Source organism: Streptomyces sp. A1277, assembly GCF_004795015.1.
GTDB lineage: Bacteria > Actinomycetota > Actinomycetes > Streptomycetales > Streptomycetaceae > Streptomyces.
Genome location: NZ_SSBI01000049.1, coordinates 1 through 20,024, shown reverse-complemented (window position 1 = coordinate 20,024; position 20,024 = coordinate 1). Strand labels below are relative to the sequence as shown.

Sequence of the window (20,024 nt, the reverse complement as noted above, 5' to 3'; positions counted from 1 at the left end):
GGTCTCGTGTTGTTCGGCTGGAAGTGCGAAAACTAGCTTCGGTTGCCGGAGGTGATGAGTCGATGACTGCCTGTGCCATCGAGGACGGGACCGCACTCGCGGAGGGGCCCGCCGAGGGGGGCGGCTCCGCCGAGGCGACCGGGAGCGGCGGGCCGGCGGAACCGGAGCCCGAGCCGGAGCCGGAGTCGAGCGATCCCGGAGCGGCCGGCGGGGCGGGCGGCGCGGAGGGGGCCGGCCGTGCGGAGGCCGGCCGCATGCGGGCCGCCCCTGCCGAAACGGTCCTGCCCGCCTTCACGCTCACCGCCGACGGTGCGTACGGCGCCCGGCTGACGGCCGCACCCGAGTCCGTGGAAGCGGGCGCGAGCGCCGACACCGCCTGGTTCGCCGAGCGCTGGACGCTCGACGGGCCCGAGCCGTACGCCGTGCCGTTGCCCACGAACCAGCCGGAGGACGCCGAGTCGCAGGTGCTGCCGCTCGCCGACGGGCGGGTGCTGATCCGGCGGCGGGTCGCGCAGCGGCACACCTTCTCGCTGCTCTACCCGACCGGGCCCGGCACCGGTGAGCTGATGCTGGGGGCCGTCGAGTGCGACGAGCTGACGCTGCTGCCGCCCTCGCCGGACGGCGTCAGCGCGTACGCCATGTCGGTCGGTGCGTACTCCACCGCTCTGTGGCGGGTGGCCGGCGGGGTGTCCGGGCCCGAGCAGGTCGCGGATCTGCCGGGCCGCTGCTCCGGCGGGGTCTGGCTGGACCGGGCCGGCCGGCTGCTGGCCCTGGACCGGGAACCGGCCGGCGGCGGCCCGGTGAAGGCGGTCGCGGTGGACCTGGGGCGGGGCGCGGAGATGACGCCGCTGCTCCAGATCGCGCCCGGCAGCAACGACCGGCTGCTGCTCGCCGATCCCGACAGCGGGCTGCTGCTGATCCGCTCGGACGCGCCCGGACACGACAGGCTCGGCTGGGGCGTACTCGGCAGCTGCCTGCCGGTGCGCTTTCCGGAGTGCCTGCGCCTGCCGGACTGCGCGGTGGAGCCGTTCGCCGTGCAGCCGGGTCAGATGCTGATGCCGGAGAGCTGCGCGGTGGCCCTGCGCATCGACGGCGCTGCGGGCGGCTGGGTCGGGGTGTGGCGTCCGGCGGGCCGCAGGCTGCACCAGCTCGCCGCGCCCGGCGGCTGGCTGGCGGGCCGCGGGGTCTGGTCCCGTGACGGCGTGCTCAAGCTGCCCTACGCGGACGGGGATACGGCCTGCGCGGTGGCGCTGCTGGAGATGCCGGAGGAGGTGGAGCCGGCGGGCGGTCCCGGCTGCGGCGAAAGCGGTACGCAACCTTCCGCGGCTCTGGCGCCTCCTCCTGTGTGTACGCCGGTTCCGTTGGGGCAGGCGCCTCTCATGGGGCGTACGGCTCCTGACTAAGCTTGGGCCGGGCTCACGCAACCGTGCGTCTCGGTCACCGACCGTGGCCTTTCCCGGATGGCGGTGGCGTGGCGCTCCGGTTGACACACACGTAAGCGATCACAACGGGGTGACTTCCCACATGTCTGAAGCCCGCACCGACACGACCCAGACGCGCCCGCCGGGGGCGGACGCGCAACGGGCCGAAGCCGGCGGCTCCGGAAAGCACCGAGGGGGTGTGGCGATGGACGACTCGGCGGCCCGGCCGGCCGGCCGTCACCGCCGTCCCGCGGAGGAAGGCAGCGCGGCGGCCTGACCCGCCCGCCGGGAGAACAACGGAGGGGAAAGGGGTGCCCCCGCAGTCGGCCACGCGGTTCCGGTTGCGGGGGCGCTCCTCTGTTCGCACCGGGCGGGGTCAGTCGCGTTTCAGGCCCAGCACCTCGGCCGCCGCGAAGGTCTCGTTCGGCGGGCGGTCCGCGTAGTACGGGGTCAGCAGCTCGTCCAGCTCCTCGAAGGAGAACGCCTCCTTCGTCGCGTCGAACTTCGCGGCCACCCGGGGGCGTTCCACGACCGCGACCATCCCGCCGTGCACGACGAGCAGCTGGCCGTTGACGCGGGCGGCCGCCGGTGAGGCCAGGTAGCCGACGAGCGGCGAGACGTGCTCGGGCGCCAGGGCGTCGAGCCGGCCGTCCTCCGGCTCTGCGAAGCCCGCGAAGACGTCCTCGGTCATCCGGGTCCGGGCGCGCGGGCAGATCGCGTTCGCGGTGACGCCGTACTTGGCCAGGGCGAGGGCGGTGGAGGTGGTCAGGCCGACGATGCCGCCCTTGGCCGCCGCGTAGTTGGGCTGGCCCGCCGACCCGGCGAGGAACGCCTCGGACGAGGTGTTGACGATCCGGCCGTAGACCGGGCCGCCCACCGCTTTGGAGCGGGCGCGCCAGTGCGCGGCGGCGAAGTGCGTGGTGTTGTAGTGGCCCTTGAGGTGGACCCGGATCACCGAGTCCCACTCGTCCTCGGTCATCGAGAAGATCATCCGGTCGCGCAGGATGCCGGCGTTGTTGACGAGGACGTCGAGCCGCCCGTACGTCCGGACGGCCAGCTCCACCAGGGCGCGGGCCTGCTCGTGGTCGGAGACATCGCCGAGGTGGGCGACGGCCCGGCCGCCGGACGCCCGGATCTCATCGGCGACCTCCTCGGCCGGGGCGGCCGACGCCTCGCCCGAGCCGTCGCGGCCCGGCTGCCCGTAGTCGTTGACGACGACGGCTGCGCCGAGCCGCGCGAGTTCCAGCGCCTCGGCGCGTCCGAGGCCGCGCCCGGCGCCGGTGACGATCGCGGTCAGTCCGTCCAGGGGAAGTGACATCGGTTCTCGGGTTCCTCTCGGGAGACAACGGACGGCGGGGCGGGCGGGGTTCAGAGCTCGACACAGGTGCGCAGCGACGCACCGGTCCGCATCTGTTCGAGGGCGTCGTTGATGCCTTCGAGCGGCACCCGGTGGGTGATCATCGACGCGAGGTCGATGCGGCCGGCCCGCCAGAGCGCGATGGCCCGCTCGTAGGAGCGCAGCACGTCCCCTCCGCCGTACATGGAGGGCAGGATGCGCTTCTCGTCGAAGAACAGCTCGAACATGTTGACCTGGAAGTGGTCGTCCAGGGCGCCCGCGCCGACGATGCAGAGGGTGCCGCCGCGCCGGGTGTTCTCGTAGGCGGTGCGGGCGGTGGCGGACTTGCCGACGACCTCGAAGACGTAGTCGAAGCCCTCGCCCCCGGTGATCCGCTGCTTGGCGTCCGCGAACTCCTCCGGGGAGACGGCCTCGGTCGCGCCGAAGCGCAGCGCGGCCTCGCGCCGGGAGGCGACCGGGTCCACGGCGACGATCTGGGCGGCGCCCTGCACCCGGGCACCCTGGACGGTGGAGATGCCGACGCCGCCGCAGCCGATCACGGCGACCGACGAACCGGCCTCCACCTGAGCGGTGTTGATGGCGGCGCCGAGGCCGGTGGTGACCCCGCAGCCGATCAGCGCGGCGATCTCGAACGGCACGTCGTCGGGGATCGGGACCGCGCAGCCCGCGCCGACGACGACCTCCTCGGTGAAGGTGCCGGTGCCCGCGAAGCCGAAGACGTCTCCGCCGGGGCGCTTGAAGTTGGGCGTGCCGGCGTTCAGGAAGCCGGCCAGGCACAGCTGGGTCTGGCCGCGTTTGCAGGAGGGGCAGGCGCCGCAGGCGGGCAGCCAGCAGACCAGGACCCGGTCGCCGGCGCTCAGTCCGCTCACCCCGTCCCCGACGTCGATGACCTCGCCGGCGCCCTCGTGGCCGGGGATGAAGGGGGCGGGCTGGGGCAGCACCCCGCTCATCGCGGACACGTCCGAGTGGCACAGGCCGGTGGCCCGGATGCGGAGCCTGACCTTGCCGGGGCCGAAGCCCACCGCCTCGACGTCGTCGAGGACTTCGAGCTTGTCCTGGCCTATCTCGTGCAGTACGGCTGCGCGCATGGTGCGGTTCCCCTCACGGGTCGTGGGCTCAGAAGTTCACGGGTTCAGGAGTGTTCGACGAAGGTGTCGCCGAGGACCACGGCGTCGTCGCGCTCCGCGGCACTCACCTCCACCCGCACCTCGTTCTCGGCGGTCCACATCCGGATGCGCAGGGTCTCGCCGGGGAAGACCACTCCGGCGAACCGGGCGCGGTAGGAGCGGACGCGGCTCGCGTCGCCGTCGAGCAGGGTGTCGGTGACGGCCTTGAGCGTGATGCCGTACGTGCACAGCCCGTGCAGGATCGGCCGGTCGAAGCCGGCCCGTGCGGCGAACCCGGGGTCGGCGTGCAGCGGGTTCCAGTCCCCGGACAGCCGGTACAGCAGCGCCTGGTCGGGGCGGACGGGCCGCTCGACCACCTGCCGGGGGGCGGCGTCCGGGCGGGCGGTGCGCCCGGACGGGCCGCGCTCGCCGCCGAAACCGCCCTCGCCGCGTACGAAGATCTCGGAGTCGTTGGTCCACAGCGGTCCTTCGTCGTCCGCCGCCTCGGTCCGCAGCACCAGTACGGCCGCCTTGCCCTTGTCGTACACGGCGGCGACCTTCGAGGTCTGTACGGCCTCGCCCTTCGCGGGGATCGGCCGGTGCACGCGTACGCTCTGCCCGCCGTGCAGGACGGCGGCGAGGTCCACGTCGATGCCGGGCGAGGCGAGCCCCGCCATGCCCGTACCGGCGCCCGCGACCGTGGCGAAGGAGGGCAGCACCTGGAGCCGGGACTCCAGCGTGTAGCGCAGTTCGCCGGGGTCCACGGCGGGGTCGGCGAGGCCCGGGCGGGCGCCCGCGCCGATGCCGAGGTGGTAGAGCTGGACGTCCTTGTGGTCCCAGCCGATCCTGCTGGTCCGGGGTTCGGCGGCGAGAGCCTTCTCGGCATCAATGGGCATGGGGAAGCTGCTCCTCGACTGCTCCTCGACGGTGGGAGACCTCGGCACGGCCGTCCGCACCGTCGGCCGCACCGAGGTCGTGCGGGGGCCGGGGACCGCGCCTGTTCTAGAACGCGTTCTAGCCGGTTGCCCCCCTGTATAACGCAGCGCCCGGAAGTTGTGAAGACCGCTGACGTCCCGTCAGTTGCCTTGCGGGTGAAGGTTCCGTCCGTGGCGGCGGTGACATTTGTCAGTCCGGACTGCGTACATGTGCATCTGCCGCCGTGCGCTCACGCTCCGTAATCTCATAGACATGACGCAGACAAGGGAAGACGAGGCCGCGGTGGTCTTCACCGGGGCGGTGAAGACCTTCGGGCGGGCCGGGCGGAGCGTACGGGCCGTCGACGGGATCGACCTGACGATCGGGCGCGGCGAGACCGTGGCCCTCCTCGGGCGCAACGGGGCGGGCAAGTCCACCGCCATCTCGCTGCTGCTCGGGCTGAACGAGCCGGACGCCGGGACCGTGCGGGTCCTGGGCCGCTCCCCCGAGCAGGCGGTGCGGGCGGGACTGGTCGGCGCCATGCTCCAGGACGGGCGCCCGATCCCCCGCGTGACCGTGCGCGAGCTGGTCTCCTTCGTCGCCTCCACCTACCCGCGTCCGCTGCCGGTCGCCGACGCGCTGGTCCTGGCCGGGGTGGCTCAGTACGCGGACCGGCGCATCGACAAGCTCTCCGGGGGCCAGATCCAGCGCGTCCGGTTCGCCGTCGCGCTGGCCGGCAACCCCGAGCTGATCGTGCTCGACGAGCCGACCGCCGCCCTCGACGTGGAGGGGCGGCGCGCGTTCTGGGACTCGATGCGGGCCTACGCCCGGCGCGGCAACACCGTGCTCTTCTCCACGCACTACCTGGAGGAGGCCGACGAGAACGCCGACCGGATCGTCGTCATCGACCGGGGCCGGATCGTCGCGGACGGCAGCGGCGAGACCATCAAGGGCTCGGCCGGCCGCAACCAGGTCTCCTTCGACCTCGCGGGCCGCTCCACCGAGGGCCTGGAGCTGCTGCCCGGGGTCACCGCCGTCGAGGTGACCGGGGACCGCGCCCTGCTGCACACCGACGACTCCGACGCCACGGTCATGGAGCTGGCCCGCCTGCGCCTGGTCCGCGGCCTCCAGGTCTCCCCGGCCACGCTGGAGACCGCCTTCCTCGCGCTCACCGCGCCCGGGGACACCCCGCTCAAGGACGAGAAGGAGACTGTCTGATGTTCCGCTACATCCTGCTGGAGATCCGCCGGACCCTGCGCGACGGCTCCTTCCTCGTCTTCGGTACGGGAATGCCGGTGCTGATGTACCTGATCTTCACCAACATCGGTTCCGACGACGGCGCCGACGGCTGGAAGACCGCCTCCATGGTCGGCATGGCCGCGTACGGGGCGCTCGGCTCGGCCATGTCGATCGGTACGGGTGTCGCCTCCGACAAGTCGCTGGGCTGGCTCCAGCAGCTGAGGGTCACCCCGCTCTCCCCCACCGAGGCGGTGGTGGGCCGGGCCGTCAGCGGTTCGGTGACCGTCCTGCCGGTGATCCTGACCGTGCTGCTGGCCGGCGCCCTGGTGAACGGGGTGCGGATGGCGGGCTGGCAGTGGGCCGTGCTGGTGCTGGTGCTGTGGGCCGGCGCGCTGCCCTTCACCCTGCTCGGCCTGGGCAACGGCTACCGGCTCACCCCGCAGGGCACCGGCGTCGTCAACGTCGCCTGCCTGATGGGCTTCGGGGTCGTCGGCGGACTGTGGTTCCCGCTGGAGATGCTGCCCGGGTGGCTGCGCTCGGTCGGCCGGTTCACGCCCGCCAACCGGTTCGCCGACCTGGGCTGGGCGACCACCGACGGACACGCGCCGGGCGCGACGACGCTGGCCGTGCTCGCCGCGTGGCTCCTGCTGTTCGGCGCGTACGCCCGCATCTCGTACCGTCGGTCCGCCAGGACCGTGTGACGGGAGCGAACATGCCGCGGAACGCAAGACCATCGCGCAAGGAGCGGCGCCGGCTGCGGCAGGAGGGCCGCCGCCCGGGCCCTCCGGGCCCTTACGCCCTGCTGCCCTGGCTGCTGATGGGGCTGGGCGCCTTCTCCAACCTCTTCCAGGGCGAGACCCCCAGCCCGTGGATCGGCGGCGCCGGCCTGCTGGCCTTCAACTCCCTGTACGTCTCCGTGGTGTTCCGCGGCTTCGTCAAGGAGCGGCGCGAGAGCCCGGTGACGTACGTGCTGCTGGGCGCGCTCGCCGCGGTCACCTTCGCCCTGGCCATCGGCTACGGCGGCAGCTGGCTGCTGTTCTTCCCGCTGCTCTCGCTGGCCTGCGGTACGGTCCTGCGCCGCCGCCGGCTGGCGCTCGGGCTCCTCGGTCTCGCGGTCACCGCGTGCTGGATCGCCGTCTGGCGCGGGGACAGCGCCTCGACGCCGTGGACGCTGGGATACGGGACGTTCATCTCCGGGGCCGTGACGGCGGCGATCCTCACACTGTCGGAGACCGTGATGGAGCTGCGCGCCACCCGGCAGGAGCTGGCCCGCACCGCCGTCGAGCGGGAGCGGCTGCGGTTCTCCCGCGACCTGCACGACCTGCTGGGCCACACGCTCTCCGTCATCGTCGTGAAGTCGGAGGCCGCGCGCAGGCTCGGCCCGCGTGACATGGACGCGGCCCTGGCCCAGGTCGCCGACATCGAGTCCGTCGGGCGGCAGGCGCTCACCGAGATCCGCGAGGCCGTCACCGGTTACCGCGAGGGGAGCCTCGCCACCGAGCTGGACCGGGCCAGGTCCGCGCTGACCGCCGCCGGCATCGAGCCGGTCGTCCGCCGCTCGGGGCCGCCGCTCGCGCCGCAGACCGAGGCGCTGCTGGGCTGGGTGGTGCGGGAGGCCGTCACCAACGTCGTACGCCACTCCACCGCCGCCCGCTGCGTGTTCGAGCTCGGCGGCAGCGGGGAGCGGGTCCGGCTGACCGTCACCGACGACGGCCGGGGCAGGCCCGAGGGGCCCGCCCCGACCCCGGGCATCGGCGGCACCGGCCTGAAGGGGCTGACCGAACGGCTCGCCGCGGCCGGCGGCTCCCTGGAGGCCGGCCCGGGCCCGGACGGCGGTTTCGTGGTCACCGCCGAACTCCCGGCCGACGCGAGCGGCGGTACGGACGGCGGCGCGGCGGAGCCGGATGCGGGGGACGGCGCGGGCAACTCGCCTACCCTGGGCCGGTGAACGAGATGCCACAGGAGCACCCGCCGGCCACATCCGTACGCGTACTGCTCGCCGAGGACCAGGGGATGATGCGCGGCGCGCTCGCCCTGCTGCTCGGTCTGGAGCCGGACATCGAGGTGGTCGCCCAGGTCGGGGCGGGCGACGAGATCGTGGCCGCCGCGCTGGCGTCCCGGCCCGACGTGGCGCTGCTGGACATCGAACTCCCGGGCCGCAGCGGTCTGGACGCGGCGGCCGATCTGCGCGAGGAGGTGCCGGACTGCCGGGTGCTGATCCTCACCACCTTCGGCCGGCCCGGCTATCTGCGCCGCGCCATGGAGGCCGGGGCGTCGGGCTTCCTGGTGAAGGACGGCCCGGTCGAGGAGCTGGCGGAGGCGATCCGCCGGGTGCTGGCCGGGGAGACGGTGGTCGATCCGGCGCTGGCCGCCGCCGCGCTGAGTTCCGGACCGAGCCCGCTGACCGCGCGGGAACGTGACGCGCTGGTCGCCTCGGTGGACGGGGCGACGGTCGCCGACATCGCGGCGAAGCTGCACCTGTCGGAGTCGACGGTCCGCAACTACCTCTCGTCGGCGATCGGCAAGACCGGCACCCGCAACCGGATGGAGGCGGTCCGTGCGGCCCGGCAGCAGGGCTGGCTCTGAGCGCGCGACCGTCCGTACCGCCACCACCCTGGGGCCCGGCCACTTCATGACTTCTCGCACCACCGCGCTCCGGCGCACCCCTCCGCTCTGGCTGATACCGGCGCTGTGGACCCTGGGCCTCGGGCTCTGGGGGCTCTCGCGGCAGGACAGCGTCTGGCGGGACGAGGCAGCCACCTGGCAGGCGGCCATGCGCTCCACCTCCGGCTTACGGGCCCTGCTGAGCCATGTCGACGCGGTCCACGGGGTCTACTACCTGCTGATGCACGCCCTGTTCGACTGGTTCGGGGCGACGACCACGACCCTGCGGCTGCCGTCCGTGCTGGCCATGGCGGTGGCGGCGGCCTGCGTGACGGCCATCGGGGGGCGGCTGGCCGGGCCGTGGGCGGGCCTGGGCGGCGGGATGGTGCTCGGGCTGCTGCCGGCCGTGCAGTTCTACTTCCAGGAGGGCCGCCCGTACGCGCTGGTCGCGGCGGCGGCGGGGATCTCGACGCTGCTCCTGGTGACGCTGGTCCAGGGGCGCGGCGGGTGGGGCCGCTGGGCGGGGTACGCGGGCGCGGTCCTGGCCGGCGCGCTGCTGAACTGGTTCTCGCTGCTGATCCTGCCCGCGCATCTGGCGACGCTGGCGTGGAGCGGGGCCGGGCGCGGGGTGTGGGCGCGGTGGGCGGCGGCGTCGGCGGCGGCCCTGGCGGGTGCGCTGCCGCTGATCCTGTTCACCTCCGGCCAGGCCGAGCAGGTGTCCTGGATACCGCCGCTGACCTGGCACATGCTGATCGGCCCCGCGGTGCTGCTGGCGATCGGCGGCCTCGGGGCGCTGGCGGACCGGCCGGGCGCGGGGCGGCTGTCCCCGGCCTCGGTGGGGCTGCCCCTGCTGGCGGTCCCCCAGCTGGGCCTGGTCGCGCTCTCGCTGGTCAAACCGCTGTTCCTGGACCGGTACGTGCTGTTCAGCCTGCTGGGCCTGGCGCTGCTGACGGGGGCCGGGCTCGGGGCGGCGGTGCGGGCGGCGGCGCCCCGGTTCCCCACGGCGTCGAAGTGGCTGGTCCCGGTGCTGCTCGCAGGAACGGTGGCGGCGCTGCTGCCGCAGTCGCTGTCCAAGCGGTCCCCGGAGAGCCGGGTGGACGATGTGCTGGCCACGACGGCGGACATACGGCGGCTGAAGGAGCCGGGGACGGCGGTGGTGTTCCTGCCGAGCGCCCGGCGGGACGCGAAGCTGGTCACCCCCGGCGCGTTCACGGGGCTGCGGGACATAGCGCTGGCCCGGGGCCCGCTGGAGTCCGGGACGCTGAACGGGGTGGAGGCGGAGCCGGCCCTGATACGGGACATGATGCTGGCGCAGCCCCGGATACTGCTGGTCACGGACGCGCCGGAGGCGGCCCGGCCGGAAGCGGAACGGCGGGAGAAGGTGAAGGCCGCCGTGCTCAGGGACCACTTCACCGTGGTCGCGGACGCGCGGGTGCGCGGGCGGCGGGTGGCGCTGTACGAGCGGAAGTGACGCGGGTACGAGCGGAAGTGACGCGGTACGAGCGGAAGTGACGCGGGTACGCGCGGCTCCGCCACCGGATCAGAGCCGCACGGCCGGCCGGTGGCGCGGGAGCCAGAGGGCCATCAGGAGGAGCCCGGCGAGCAGGACCCCGCCCGCCGTGCGGAAGGCCAGGGCGTAGCCGGCGGTCAGCTCGACCGGGTCGGCCCCGTCGCCCGTGCGGGCGGCGGCGACCGTGGAGAGCACGGCGAGGCCGAGGGCGCCGCCCATGGTGCGGGAGGTGTTGACGAGGCCGGAGACGAGTCCGGCCTCACCGGGGGCCGCGCCGGAGGTGGCGAGGGAGGCGAGCGGGGTGGAGGCGAGTCCGGCGCCCGCCATCATGAGCACCCCGGGCAGGCAGACGGCGGTGAGGTAGGAGCCGTGGACGCTCATCGTGGACTGCCAGCCGAAGCCGGCCGCGGCGACGGCGGTGCCGATGAGCGCGAGGTTCTTCGCGCCGACGCGGGCCATCAGCCGGGGCGCTGCCTTGGAGCCGAGCACCACGGCGAACGAGGAGGGCATCAGGGCGAGTCCGGCCTGCAGCGCGCTGTAGCCCAGCACGTTCTGCGCGTACACCGTCATGAAGTACCACATGGAGAACGTGGCCGAGCCGATGACGACCATGGCGACGTTCGCGGAGGCCACCGCCCGCGCCCCGAGGACCCGCAGCGGCATCAGGGGCCTCGCCGTGCGGGTCTCCACGAGGACGAACAGGGCGAGCAGTACGGGGCCGCCGAGCAGCGGGACGAGGGTCGCGGCGGCGCTCCAGCCGGACTCCTCGGTCTGCACGATGCCGTACGCCGTGGAGGCCAGGCCCGCCGTGACGAGGACGGCGCCCAGGAGGTCGATGCGGCTGCGGCCGCCCGTGCGGCCCTCGGCGAGCCACAGTGCCGCGCCGATCAGGACGAGCACCCCGATGGGCACGTTGATCAGGAGGACCCACCGCCAGGACAGGGTGTCGGTGAGCACCCCGCCGACCAGTCCGCCGGCCGCGCCGCCACCCGCGCCGACCGCCATCCAGGTGCCGATGGCCTTGGCGCGGGCGGGGCCCTCGGGGACGGCGGCGGTGAGGAGGTTGAGGGTGGCGGGGGCGAGGACGGCCGCGCCGAGCCCCTGTGCGGCGCGGGCGGCGAGCAGCTGCCAGCCCTCTTGGGCGAGGCCGCCGGCCAGTGAGGCGGCGGTGAACAGGCCGAGGCCGACGAGGAACATCCGCTTGCGGCCGTAGAGGTCGGCGGCCCGCCCGCCGAGCAGCATGAACCCGGCGAACGCGATCGAGTACGCGTTGAGCACCCATTGCAGCCCGGCGGAGCTGAGCCCCAGGTCGGTGCGCATGGAGGGGAGGGCGACGTTGACGACGGACACGTCGAGCACCACCAGGAACTGCCCCACGCAGGCGGCGAGGACCACCGCCCAGGTGGGGGCCTTGATCCGGTCGGTGGGCGGCGCGGGCGTGGAGACGTCAACCATGGGTGTCATACTCGCAGCCGCCGTGCGCCCCGTACATCGGTTTCCGGTCCGGTCGGCCTCGGTCCGGCGGCGTAGGACCCGGGCCTTTCTCAGCGGCGCAGCAGGGTCACCACCGCGGCGCCGCCGAGGCCGATGTTGTGGGCGAGGGCGGTCCGGGCGCCGGGGACCTGGCGGGCCCCGGCCTCGCCCCTGAGCTGCCAGGTGAGTTCGGCGGCCTGGGCGATTCCGGTTGCGCCGAGCGGGTGCCCCTTGGAGATCAGGCCGCCGGACGGGTTGACCACCCAGCGCCCGCCGTGGGTGGTGGCCCCGGACTCGGCGAGCGGGCCGGACTCGCCCTCGCCGCACAGCCCGAGCGCCTCGTAGGTGAGGAGTTCGTTGATGGAGAAGCAGTCGTGCAGCTCGATGACGTCGAGGTCGTCGGGGCCGGTACCGGACGCCTCGTACACCTGCCGGGCCGCCTCCCGGGACATGGGCAGGCCGACCGCGTCGATGCAGGTCCCGGAGGCGAAGGAAGCCTCGGTGTCGGTGGTCATGGTCTGGGCGGCGATCTCGACGGCCTGTGCGCCGAGCCCGTGCCGCTCCACGAAGCGCTCCGAGACGACGACGGCGGCGGCCGCACCGTCGGAGGTCGGGGAGCACTGGAGCCGGGTGAGGGGGAGGTGGACGGGTTTGGCGGCGAGGACGTCCTCGACGGTGTACGGGTCCTGGAACTGGGCGTACGGGTTGTCGGCGGAGTGGCGGTGGTTCTTGGCGGCGACGGCGGCGAGCTGCGCCTCGGTCGTGCCGTAGCGCGCCATGTGCTCGCGGGCGGCGTTGCCGAAGATCTGGGCGGTGGGCGGGGTCGTCTCGAAGCCGTGGGCGGCGGCCATGATCGCGTAGTGGCGGGCGACCGGGGACGTCTTGAAACCGCCCGCGCCACCGTCCGCCCCGCCGCCGCCGAGCGAGCCGCGCGCCATCTTCTCGAAGCCGAGCGCGAGGACGCAGTCGCTGCCGCCGCCCTCCACGAACTGCCGGGCCGTCATCAGGGCGGTCGAGCCGGTGGCGCAGTTGTTGTTGACGTTGTAGACGGGCACCCCGGTCAGCCCGAGTCCGTACACGGCGCGCTGTCCGGCGGTGGAGGGCTGGAAGCAGTAGCCGACGACGGCCTGCCGGATGTCCTCGTACGTCACACCGGCGTCGGCGAGCGCGGCGGTTCCGGCTTCCTTCGCCATGTCCCAGTACTGCCAGTCGCGGGTCTCGGGCTTTTCGAACTTCGTCATCCCGACGCCGACGATGTAGGACCTCATCTTGGATTCCCTTCAGTCCCGGGGGAGGCCGAGGATGCGCTCGGCGACGACGTTGAGCTGTACCTGCGTGGTGCCGCCCGCGATGGTCAGGCAGCGGGACATCAGGAAGCCGTGCACCGCCCGCTCCCCCGGCCCTTCGCACACCGCCCCGTCCGGGCCGAGGAGTTCGAGGGCGAGTTCGGCGGTCTTCTGCTGGTGGGTGGTCTGGACGAGCTTGCGTACGGAGGCGCCCGCGCCCGGTTCGAGCCCGGAGACCTGCTGGAGCGTGGTGCGCAGGCCGATGCAGGCCAGGGCGTGGGCCTCGGCGGCGAGGGCGCCGATCCGGGCGCGTTCGGCGCCGTCGAGTCCGGCGGCGCGGCCGATCAGCGCCTCCAGGCCGGTGTCGAAGGTCATCTGGTCGGCCATGTGGACGCGTTCGTTGCCCAGGGTGTTGCGGGCGACCTGCCAGCCGCCGCCGGCCTCGCCGACGAGTGCGTCGGGCGGCAGGAGTACGTCGTCGAAGTACACCTCGTTGAAGAGGGCGTCGCCGGTGATCTCCCGCAGCGGGCGGATGTCGATGCCCTCGGTGTGCTTCATGTCGACCAGGAAGTAGCCGAGGCCCTGGTGCTTGGGCGCGTCCGGGTCGGTCCTGGCGAGCAGAATCCCGTGGTCGGCCCATTGGGCGCCGCTCGTCCACACCTTCTGGCCGTTGATCCGCCAGCCCTCGGGGGTGCGTTCGGCGCGGGTGCGCAGCGAGGCGAGGTCGGAGCCGGCGTCGGGTTCGGAGAAGAGCTGGCACCACAGGAGGTCGCCGCGCAGGGTGGGCGGGAGGTAGCGCTCCTGCTGCTCGGGCGTCCCGTGGGCGAGGATCGAGGGCACCACCCAGGTGGCGATCTGGAGGTCGCTCAGCTTGACGCCCTGGGCGCGCAACTCCTGCTGGACGACCAGCTGTTGGACGGGTCCGGCGTCGAGCCCGTAGGGCGCGGGCAGGTGCGGGGCGGCGTAGCCGGTGGGGGCGAGGGCGCGGCGGGCGGCCTTCGGGTCGAGGCCCCGGGCGGCGGCGACGGCCTCGCGGGCCGCGGCGCGGTGGGCCTCGGCCTCCGGCGGGAGTTCCAGGGCGAGTTCGCGGCGGGCCCCGGCGGAGGCGAGCCGCACGGCCCGCCGGCGGTGGGTGTCGCCGGGCCCGAGCAGCTGCCGGGCGACCAGGGCCCGGCGCAGGTACAGGTGGGCGTCGTGCTCCCAGGTGAACCCGATGCCGCCGAGGATCTGGACGGCGTCCTTGGCGCAGGTGTACGCGGCGTCGAGCGCGGTGGCCGCGGCGAGGGCGGCGGTCAGTGCGCGTACCTCGTCCGGCTGCTGCGGGTCGCCGGCCGCGCGGGCGGCGTCCCAGGTCAGGGCGCGGGCCTGTTCGAGGCGTACCAGCATGTCGGCGCACAGGTGCTTGACGCCCTGGAACTGTCCGATGGGCCGGCCGAACTGCTCGCGGACCTTGGCGTGTTCGGTGGCGGTGTCCAGGGCGCGGGCGGCGGTTCCGCACGCCTCGGCGGCGAACAGGACGGCGGCCAGGTCGTGGACGAGGTCCGGGCCGGGGTGCAGCAGCCGCCCGGCGGGGACGAGGACGCGGGCGGCCCGGACCTCGGCGGTGGGCCGGGTCGGGTCGGCGCCGCGGTGGGGGCGCACGGTGAGCCCCGGCGCGTCGGCGTCCACGGCGAACCAGCGGACAGCGCCCTCGCAGGCGGTGGGGAGCAGCAGCAGCCCGGCGTCGGCCCCGGACAGGACGGGGGGCGCCGCGCCGTCGAGCAGGTGGCCGTCGCCGTGCGGGGCGGCGGTGAGGCTGCCGGGGGCGAGGGCGGCGGCGCCGATGCGGCGGCCGGTGGCGAGGTCCCGGAGCAGTGCGCCGGCGCCGGCGGCGTGCAGGACGGCGGCGGTGAGGGTGTGCGCCAGGTACGGGCCGGGGAGCGCGGCGCGGCCGGCCTCTTCGAGGACGACGGCGAGGTCGAGGAGGCCGCCGCCCGAGCCCCCGTCCGCCTCGGGCAGATGGATGGAGAGCAGGCCCTGTCCGGCGAGGCCGTCCCAGTGCGCGGGGCGTGCGCCGGCGGGGGTGTCCGTGTCGAGCAGGGCGCGGACCGCGCCCGGGGGTACGGCTCGGGCCAGCCAACCTCGTACCGCCTGTGCGAGCGCCCTGTGTTCTTCGGTGATCCCGATGCCCATGCGCATCCTCGCCGGTCGCAGCCATTGGAACGGCGCAAGAGTAGAACACGTTGCAATCTGACGGAAGGTCAGGGGCAGGCTGGATCACTGCGGTTGTGTGCGCCGGCCGGTGAGCGCGCCCTGTTCGCCCCTCGTTCACCGGAATACGCCGTAGCCGAGGAAGGTTCACCCTGCACAGACTTGGCGGTCGGCGCTGTCCATGACCGGGACGCACGACCGTCCGCCCCGCCCTTTTGCCGCTCGCACCGCTGCCCGGAGGCCGCACGCATGCCACAGACGACGCACGAACAGCCCACCGCGGAGCTTCCCGATCCGCGCGCGAGGGCGGGCCGGGGGATCGTCCCCGTGCTCGCCTTCGCGGGCATCACCGTCGCGGTGATGCAGACCCTGCTCGTCCCCGTCATCAAGGATCTGCCCGCCCTTCTGCACACCTCCCCCGCCGACGCGACCTGGGTGATGACCGCCACCCTGCTCGCCGGAGCCGTCTCCACCCCGATCATGGGGCGGCTCGGGGACCTGAACGGCAAGCGCCGGATGCTGCTGGCCAGCCTCGCCGTGATGGTCGTCGGCTCACTGATATGCGCCTTCAGCGACGACCTCGTGATCATGATCGTGGGCCGCGCGCTCCAGGGCTTCGCCATGGGCGCCATCCCGCTGGGCATCGGCATCATGCGCGACGAGCTGCCGCGCGAGAAGCTGGGTTCGGCCATGGCCCTGATGAGCTCGTCGATCGGGGTGGGCGGCGGACTCGCGCTGCCCGCCGCCGCGCTCGTCGCCCAGCACACCGACTGGCACACCCTCTTCTTCGGCTCCGCCGGACTCGGCGTGCTGGCCATGGTGCTGACCGTGCTGGCCGTGCCCGAGACCTCGCTGCGCGCCCCCGGCCGGTTCGACGTCGTCGGGGCGCTCGGCCTCTCGCTCGGCCTCGTCCTCCTGCTGCTGCCCGTCACGAAGGGCGGTGACTGGGGCTGGGCCTCGCCCACCACGCTCGGGCTGATCGCCGCGTCGCTGGTCGTGCTGGTGCTGTGGGGGCTGTTCGAGCTGCGCAGCGACGCCCCGCTGGTCGATCTGCGGACCTCGGCCCGCCGCGAGGTGCTGCTGACCAACCTGACCTCGATCATGGTCGGCGTCGCCTTCTACGCCGTCTCGCTGGTCCTGCCCCAGCTGCTCCAGCTGCCGAAGTCCACCGGCTACGGCCTCGGCCAGTCGATGGTGGTCGCCGGGCTGTGCGTGGCCCCGCTCGGCCTGACGATGATGTTCGTCGCCCCGCTGTACGCCCGGATCTCCGCCCGCCGGGGCCCGAAGGTCTCGCTGATTCTCGGCATGCTGGTCATCGCGATCGGTTACGGGGCCGGGCTCGGCCTGATGAGCGCCGCCTGGCAGACCGTGGTCATCGCGGTCCTGCTCGGCGCCGGCATCGGGCTCGCCTACTCCTCGCTGCCCGCCCTGATCATCGGGGCCGTCGACGCCTCCGAGACCGGCGCGGCCAACGGGCTGAACACCCTGATGCGCTCGATCGGCACCTCCGTGTCGAGCGCGGTGATCGGCATGGTCCTGGCCCACACCTCGATCCGGATGGGGACGGTCGCGGTGCCCACCATGCAGGGCTTCCGCACCTCGTTCCTCATCGCGACGGGCGCGGTGGTGGCCGGCCTCGTCCTGGCCTCGTTCCTGCCCTCACGGCGCACCGCCACCGCTCCCGTGCTCCTGGCGAACAGCGAGGGCGACGCGGCGGCCCGGCGTGGCGGGGCCGGGGCCGGTGTCGGCGTCGGGGCCGGGGCCGGCGTCGGGGCAGTCGCCCCGCTTCCGCTGTCCGGCCCCCGCGGCTTCCGGGGCCGGGTGCTGGAGGCGGACGGGGCGCCGGTGGCCGGGGCCAACGTGACCCTGATCGACCGGCAGGGCCGGCAGGCCGGGCTCACCACCACCGACGCCTCGGGCCGCTGGGCGCTGACGGCCCCGGGCTCCGGCACCTTCGTGCTGGCCGCGTCGGCCACCGGTTACGCGCCGCGCGCCTGGCCGGCGGCCTGCCCGGCGGACGGCGGCCCGGTGGACACGGACCTGGCGCTGACGGTCAGCGTGCCGGAGCGTCGAACCGCGCTGCGGTCGTGAGCAGGTAGGAGACGTCCGTCCCCACCGCGAGCTCCCGGGCGGGGCGGGCCCCGTCGACCCGGGCGGCCTCACCTTCGAGCCGCAGCCAGGAGCCCTCGCGCAGGCCGAGCACCGGCACGTCGTTCTCCTCCAGGAATTCGGTGAGCCGCTCCTCGCGGGTCTCGCCCTTGTGGGTGCTGTCCGGGTCCGGGTCGAGGTAGTGCGGGTTGATCTGGAACGGGACGAGGCCCAGCGCCTCGAAGGACGGCGGCTGCACGATGGGCATGTCGTTGGTCGTCCGCAGGGTGGGCGCCGCCATGTTCGTCCCGGCGCTCGCCCCCATGTACGGCAGCCCCGCCCGTACGGCCCCGCGCACCGCGTCCCGCAGCCCGGTCCGGTACAGCGCGCTCAGCAGCCGGAAGGAGTTGCCGCCGCCGATGAACACCGCGTCGGCGGCGGCGAGCGCGGCGACCGGGCCCGCGTGCTCGTGGACGCCGTGCGACGAGGGCGGCACCACCCCCGCCGCCCGCACCAGCACCCCCGTGGGAGCAGCATGAGCACCGCATCCGAATCCCCCGCCCTGGTCCCGGCCTCCGACGAGGCCCAGGCGGAGGTCATCGACCTCTGCGCCGAGCTGATCAGGTTCGACACCTCCAACCCCACGAGCGACGAGCGCGCGAGCGCCGAGTGGGTGGTGGCCCGCCTCGCGGAGGTGGGCATCGCCTCGGAGCTGATCGAGTCCGCGCCGGGCCGGGCCGGCGTCATCGCGCGGATCGCCGGGCGCGACCCGGAGCGCGGCGCCCTGCTGGTCCACGGCCACCTGGACGTGGTCCCGGCGGACGCCTCCGAGTGGCAGGTGCCGCCCTTCTCCGGCGAGATCCGGGACGGCTACCTGTGGGGTCGGGGCGCGATCGACATGAAGGACACGGTGGCCGTGATGCTGGCCACCGCCCGGCACCTCGCCCGAACGGGTACGGCACCCTCGCGCGATCTGGTCCTCGCCTTCCTCGCCGACGAGGAGGCGGGCGGCGAGTTCGGCGCCCACTGGCTGGTCGAGCACCGCCCGGAGCTGTTCGCCGGGGTCACCGAGGCGATCGGCGAGGGCGGCGGGTTCTCCTTCGCCCTCGACGGCACCCGCCGCCTGTACCCGATCGAGAACGCCCAGCGCGGCATGGCCTGGATGGAGCTGACCGCCACCGGCCGGGCCGGCCACGGCTCGTCCCCGAACGACGAGAACGCGGTCACCGACCTCGCCGAGTCGCTGACCCGGATCGGCCGCGAGACCTTCCCGGTCCGGCTGATCGAACCGGTCCGCGCCCTGCTCGAAGAGGCCGCCCGGCTCTACGGTGTCGAGTTCGACGAGGACGACATCGAGGGCAGCCTCGCGCAGCTCGGCCCGGTCGCGGACTTCATGCAGGTGGTGCTCCGCAACTCGGCGAACCCCACCATGTTCGACGCCGGCTACCAGACCAACGTCATCCCGGGGAAGGCCACCGCCCGCGTCGACGGCCGCTTCCTGCCCGGCCACGAGCAGGAGCTGATCGACACCATCGACCGGCTGCTGCTGCCCTCGGTCAGCCGTGAGTGGGTCAACCACGACATCGCGATGGAGACGGCGTTCGACGGCCCGCTCGTGGACGCCATGTGCGACGCGGTGCGCGCCGAGGACCCGGACGGCCACCCGGTGCCGTACTGCAATCCGGGCGGCACGGACGCGAAGGCGTTCACACACCTGGGCATCCGCTGCTTCGGTTTCAAGGGCCTGAAGCTGCCGCACGACCTGGACTACGGCCGGCTCTTCCACGGGGTGGACGAGCGCGTGCCGCTGGAGGGGCTGCGCTTCGGCGTCCGCGTCATGACCCGCCTCTGGCAGAGCTGCTGAGCCTTCGCGGACCCGCCGTACGCCCCCGCCGGTACCTTCGGCGGGGGCGTACGGCACGATGGCGCCGTCGCCCACCCGTCGTCGCAGTCCCCGCCCCACCAGGAGGAACCCCGTGGCCGCCGAGCCCAAGCCGGAGATTCTCGCCGCGTTCCAGGCCGCCAAGGGCTTCATGCCGGTGGTCGAGGGGCTGGCGCTGTACGCCGCCGCCTCCGAGGCCGCCGCGCTGGGCCTGCCGCTGCTGGAGGTCGGCACCTACTGCGGGCGTTCCACGATCCTGCTGGCCGACGCGGCGCGGGCGGCGGGTGTCACCGCGCTCACCGTCGACCACCACCGGGGCAGCGAGGAGCAGCAGCCCGGCTGGGAGTACCACGACCCGACGGTGGTGGACCCCGAGGTCGGCCGGATGGACACGCTGCCCACGTTCCGCAGGACGCTGCACGCGGCGGGCCTGGAGGAGCACGTGGTGGCGCTCGTGGGGCGCTCGCCGCAGGTCGCGGCGGTGTGGGGCGGCGGGCTCGGCCTCGTCTTCATCGACGGCGGCCACACCGACGAGCACGCGAACGGCGACTACGAGGGCTGGGCGCCGCATGTCGCCGAGGGCGGCCTGCTGGTGATCCACGACGTCTTCCCGGACCCCGCGCACGGCGGTCAGGCCCCGTACCGGGTGTATCTGCGGGCGCTGGAGTCGGGGGCGTTCACGGAGGTCTCCGTCACGGACTCGCTGCGCGTCCTGCGGCGCACGGGGCCGGGGATCTGAGTCCAGGGGCCCCTGCGGGGTGTTCCCGGCCGGTCCGTGAACACCCCGGACGCCGCCGGGTCCGACGGATAGCATCGCCGGGTGCGTCACGACGAGAGCCTTCCCCCCGCCCCGCGCCGCCCGGTCCTGCTCGCCGCCGCGGCGGCCCTGATGTGCCTGGGCCTCGCCGGCTGCGGCGGCGACGGCGGCGCCGCGCAGGCCCGGCCGGGAGATC

General features: G+C 74.1%; 15 protein-coding genes and 1 pseudogene. 9 read left to right on the top strand and 7 right to left on the bottom strand.

All coding sequences use genetic code 11. The annotated features are described in order from the left end of the window. Positions 1-62 precede the first annotated feature (62 nt). Positions 63-1,403, top strand: coding sequence for a hypothetical protein (locus E6R18_RS27405; protein ID WP_206308439.1), 1,341 nt, complete (start codon positions 63-65; stop codon positions 1,401-1,403). Between the two features lie 394 nt (positions 1,404-1,797). Here the strand turns inward: E6R18_RS27405 and E6R18_RS27400 are convergent, their stop codons facing one another. Genes E6R18_RS27400 through E6R18_RS27390 form a run of 3 tightly spaced genes read right to left on the bottom strand, consistent with a single transcriptional unit; the run spans position 1,798 to position 4,780 of the window. After that, positions 1,798-2,739 (bottom strand): 3-oxoacyl-ACP reductase, encoded by a 942-nt coding sequence (locus E6R18_RS27400; protein ID WP_136319573.1) that lies wholly within the window; start codon positions 2,737-2,739, stop codon positions 1,798-1,800. A gap of 50 nt (positions 2,740-2,789) precedes the next feature. Next, the gene (locus tag E6R18_RS27395) at positions 2,790-3,866 is read right to left on the bottom strand and encodes a Zn-dependent alcohol dehydrogenase (protein ID WP_136319572.1); all 1,077 of its coding nucleotides are present in this window, start codon (positions 3,864-3,866) and stop codon (positions 2,790-2,792) included. A 44-nt stretch (positions 3,867-3,910) separates the two neighbouring features. Next, positions 3,911-4,780 carry a MaoC/PaaZ C-terminal domain-containing protein gene (locus E6R18_RS27390; RefSeq protein WP_136319571.1) on the bottom strand — a complete coding sequence of 290 codons (870 nt, stop codon included), beginning with the start codon at positions 4,778-4,780 and terminating at the stop codon, positions 3,911-3,913. Between the two features lie 322 nt (positions 4,781-5,102). Between E6R18_RS27390 and E6R18_RS27385 the strand changes: the two genes are divergently transcribed. The 5 genes from E6R18_RS27385 to E6R18_RS27365 are packed head-to-tail and all read left to right on the top strand — an operon-like array spanning position 5,103 to position 10,113. Beyond that, positions 5,103-6,017 (top strand): ABC transporter ATP-binding protein, encoded by a 915-nt coding sequence (locus tag E6R18_RS27385; RefSeq protein ID WP_136319608.1) that lies wholly within the window; start codon positions 5,103-5,105, stop codon positions 6,015-6,017. Beyond that, the gene (locus E6R18_RS27380; protein ID WP_136319570.1) at positions 6,017-6,739 is read left to right on the top strand and encodes an ABC transporter permease; all 723 of its coding nucleotides are present in this window, start codon (positions 6,017-6,019) and stop codon (positions 6,737-6,739) included. The genes E6R18_RS27385 and E6R18_RS27380 overlap by 1 nt, the downstream gene beginning before the upstream one ends. 11 nt (positions 6,740-6,750) lie before the next feature. After that, the gene (locus tag E6R18_RS27375; RefSeq protein WP_136319569.1) at positions 6,751-7,986 is read left to right on the top strand and encodes a sensor histidine kinase; all 1,236 of its coding nucleotides are present in this window, start codon (positions 6,751-6,753) and stop codon (positions 7,984-7,986) included. A 5-nt stretch (positions 7,987-7,991) separates the two neighbouring features. Further along, on the top strand, positions 7,992-8,624 hold the full coding sequence (locus tag E6R18_RS27370) for a response regulator transcription factor (protein ID WP_136319607.1): 633 nt from the start codon (positions 7,992-7,994) through the stop codon (positions 8,622-8,624). A gap of 46 nt (positions 8,625-8,670) precedes the next feature. Next, positions 8,671-10,113 carry a glycosyltransferase family 39 protein gene (locus tag E6R18_RS27365; protein ID WP_136319568.1) on the top strand — a complete coding sequence of 481 codons (1,443 nt, stop codon included), beginning with the start codon at positions 8,671-8,673 and terminating at the stop codon, positions 10,111-10,113. A 69-nt stretch (positions 10,114-10,182) separates the two neighbouring features. On the opposite strand, the gene E6R18_RS27360 is transcribed toward E6R18_RS27365, so the two are convergent. The 3 genes from E6R18_RS27360 to E6R18_RS27350 all read right to left on the bottom strand — a co-directional run bounded on the left by E6R18_RS27360 (position 10,183) and on the right by E6R18_RS27350 (position 15,083). Beyond that, positions 10,183-11,616: an MFS transporter gene (locus E6R18_RS27360; RefSeq protein WP_168712450.1), complete on the bottom strand. Its 1,434-nt coding sequence runs from the start codon at positions 11,614-11,616 to the stop codon at positions 10,183-10,185. A gap of 80 nt (positions 11,617-11,696) precedes the next feature. Continuing rightward, positions 11,697-12,893 (bottom strand): lipid-transfer protein, encoded by a 1,197-nt coding sequence (locus E6R18_RS27355; RefSeq protein ID WP_136319566.1) that lies wholly within the window; start codon positions 12,891-12,893, stop codon positions 11,697-11,699. A gap of 12 nt (positions 12,894-12,905) precedes the next feature. Beyond that, positions 12,906-15,083, bottom strand: a complete 2,178-nt coding sequence (locus E6R18_RS27350; protein WP_136319565.1) for an acyl-CoA dehydrogenase family protein — start codon at positions 15,081-15,083, stop codon at positions 12,906-12,908. 267 nt (positions 15,084-15,350) lie between these two features. On the opposite strand from E6R18_RS27350, the gene E6R18_RS27345 reads away from it, so the two are divergent. Next, positions 15,351-17,192 (top strand): MFS transporter, encoded by a 1,842-nt coding sequence (locus E6R18_RS27345; protein ID WP_136319564.1) that lies wholly within the window; start codon positions 15,351-15,353, stop codon positions 17,190-17,192. On the opposite strand, the pseudogene pepE reads toward E6R18_RS27345, so the two are convergent. Next, a pseudogene (gene pepE / locus E6R18_RS27340) lies at positions 17,155-17,670 on the bottom strand (dipeptidase PepE); the annotation flags it as partial. The gene E6R18_RS27345 and the pseudogene pepE overlap by 38 nt on opposite strands. 54 nt (positions 17,671-17,724) lie before the next feature. Here pepE and E6R18_RS27335 point away from each other — a divergent pair. Both E6R18_RS27335 and E6R18_RS27330 read left to right on the top strand, forming a co-directional pair. Next, complete coding sequence (locus E6R18_RS27335) at positions 17,725-19,053, top strand: M20/M25/M40 family metallo-hydrolase (RefSeq protein WP_136319563.1); 1,329 nt, start codon at positions 17,725-17,727, stop codon at positions 19,051-19,053. A 112-nt stretch (positions 19,054-19,165) separates the two neighbouring features. Further along, positions 19,166-19,810: a class I SAM-dependent methyltransferase gene (locus E6R18_RS27330; protein WP_136319562.1), complete on the top strand. Its 645-nt coding sequence runs from the start codon at positions 19,166-19,168 to the stop codon at positions 19,808-19,810. Positions 19,811-20,024 lie beyond the last annotated feature (214 nt).

Excerpts from the sequence above, each read along its gene's own strand:
- E6R18_RS27405 (WP_206308439.1), top strand. The coding sequence starts at position 63 with ATGACTGCCTGTGCCATCGAGGACGGGACCGCACTCGCGGAGGGGCCC.
- E6R18_RS27400 (WP_136319573.1), bottom strand. The coding sequence starts at position 2,739 with ATGTCACTTCCCCTGGACGGACTGACCGCGATCGTCACCGGCGCCGGG.
- E6R18_RS27395 (WP_136319572.1), bottom strand. The coding sequence starts at position 3,866 with ATGCGCGCAGCCGTACTGCACGAGATAGGCCAGGACAAGCTCGAAGTC.
- E6R18_RS27390 (WP_136319571.1), bottom strand. The coding sequence starts at position 4,780 with ATGCCCATTGATGCCGAGAAGGCTCTCGCCGCCGAACCCCGGACCAGC.
- E6R18_RS27380 (WP_136319570.1), top strand. The coding sequence starts at position 6,017 with ATGTTCCGCTACATCCTGCTGGAGATCCGCCGGACCCTGCGCGACGGC.
- E6R18_RS27375 (WP_136319569.1), top strand. The coding sequence starts at position 6,751 with ATGCCGCGGAACGCAAGACCATCGCGCAAGGAGCGGCGCCGGCTGCGG.
- E6R18_RS27370 (WP_136319607.1), top strand. The coding sequence starts at position 7,992 with ATGCCACAGGAGCACCCGCCGGCCACATCCGTACGCGTACTGCTCGCC.
- E6R18_RS27365 (WP_136319568.1), top strand. The coding sequence starts at position 8,671 with ATGACTTCTCGCACCACCGCGCTCCGGCGCACCCCTCCGCTCTGGCTG.
- E6R18_RS27360 (WP_168712450.1), bottom strand. The coding sequence starts at position 11,616 with ATGACACCCATGGTTGACGTCTCCACGCCCGCGCCGCCCACCGACCGG.
- E6R18_RS27355 (WP_136319566.1), bottom strand. The coding sequence starts at position 12,893 with ATGAGGTCCTACATCGTCGGCGTCGGGATGACGAAGTTCGAAAAGCCC.
- E6R18_RS27350 (WP_136319565.1), bottom strand. The coding sequence starts at position 15,083 with ATGGGCATCGGGATCACCGAAGAACACAGGGCGCTCGCACAGGCGGTA.
- E6R18_RS27345 (WP_136319564.1), top strand. The coding sequence starts at position 15,351 with ATGCCACAGACGACGCACGAACAGCCCACCGCGGAGCTTCCCGATCCG.
- E6R18_RS27335 (WP_136319563.1), top strand. The coding sequence starts at position 17,725 with ATGAGCACCGCATCCGAATCCCCCGCCCTGGTCCCGGCCTCCGACGAG.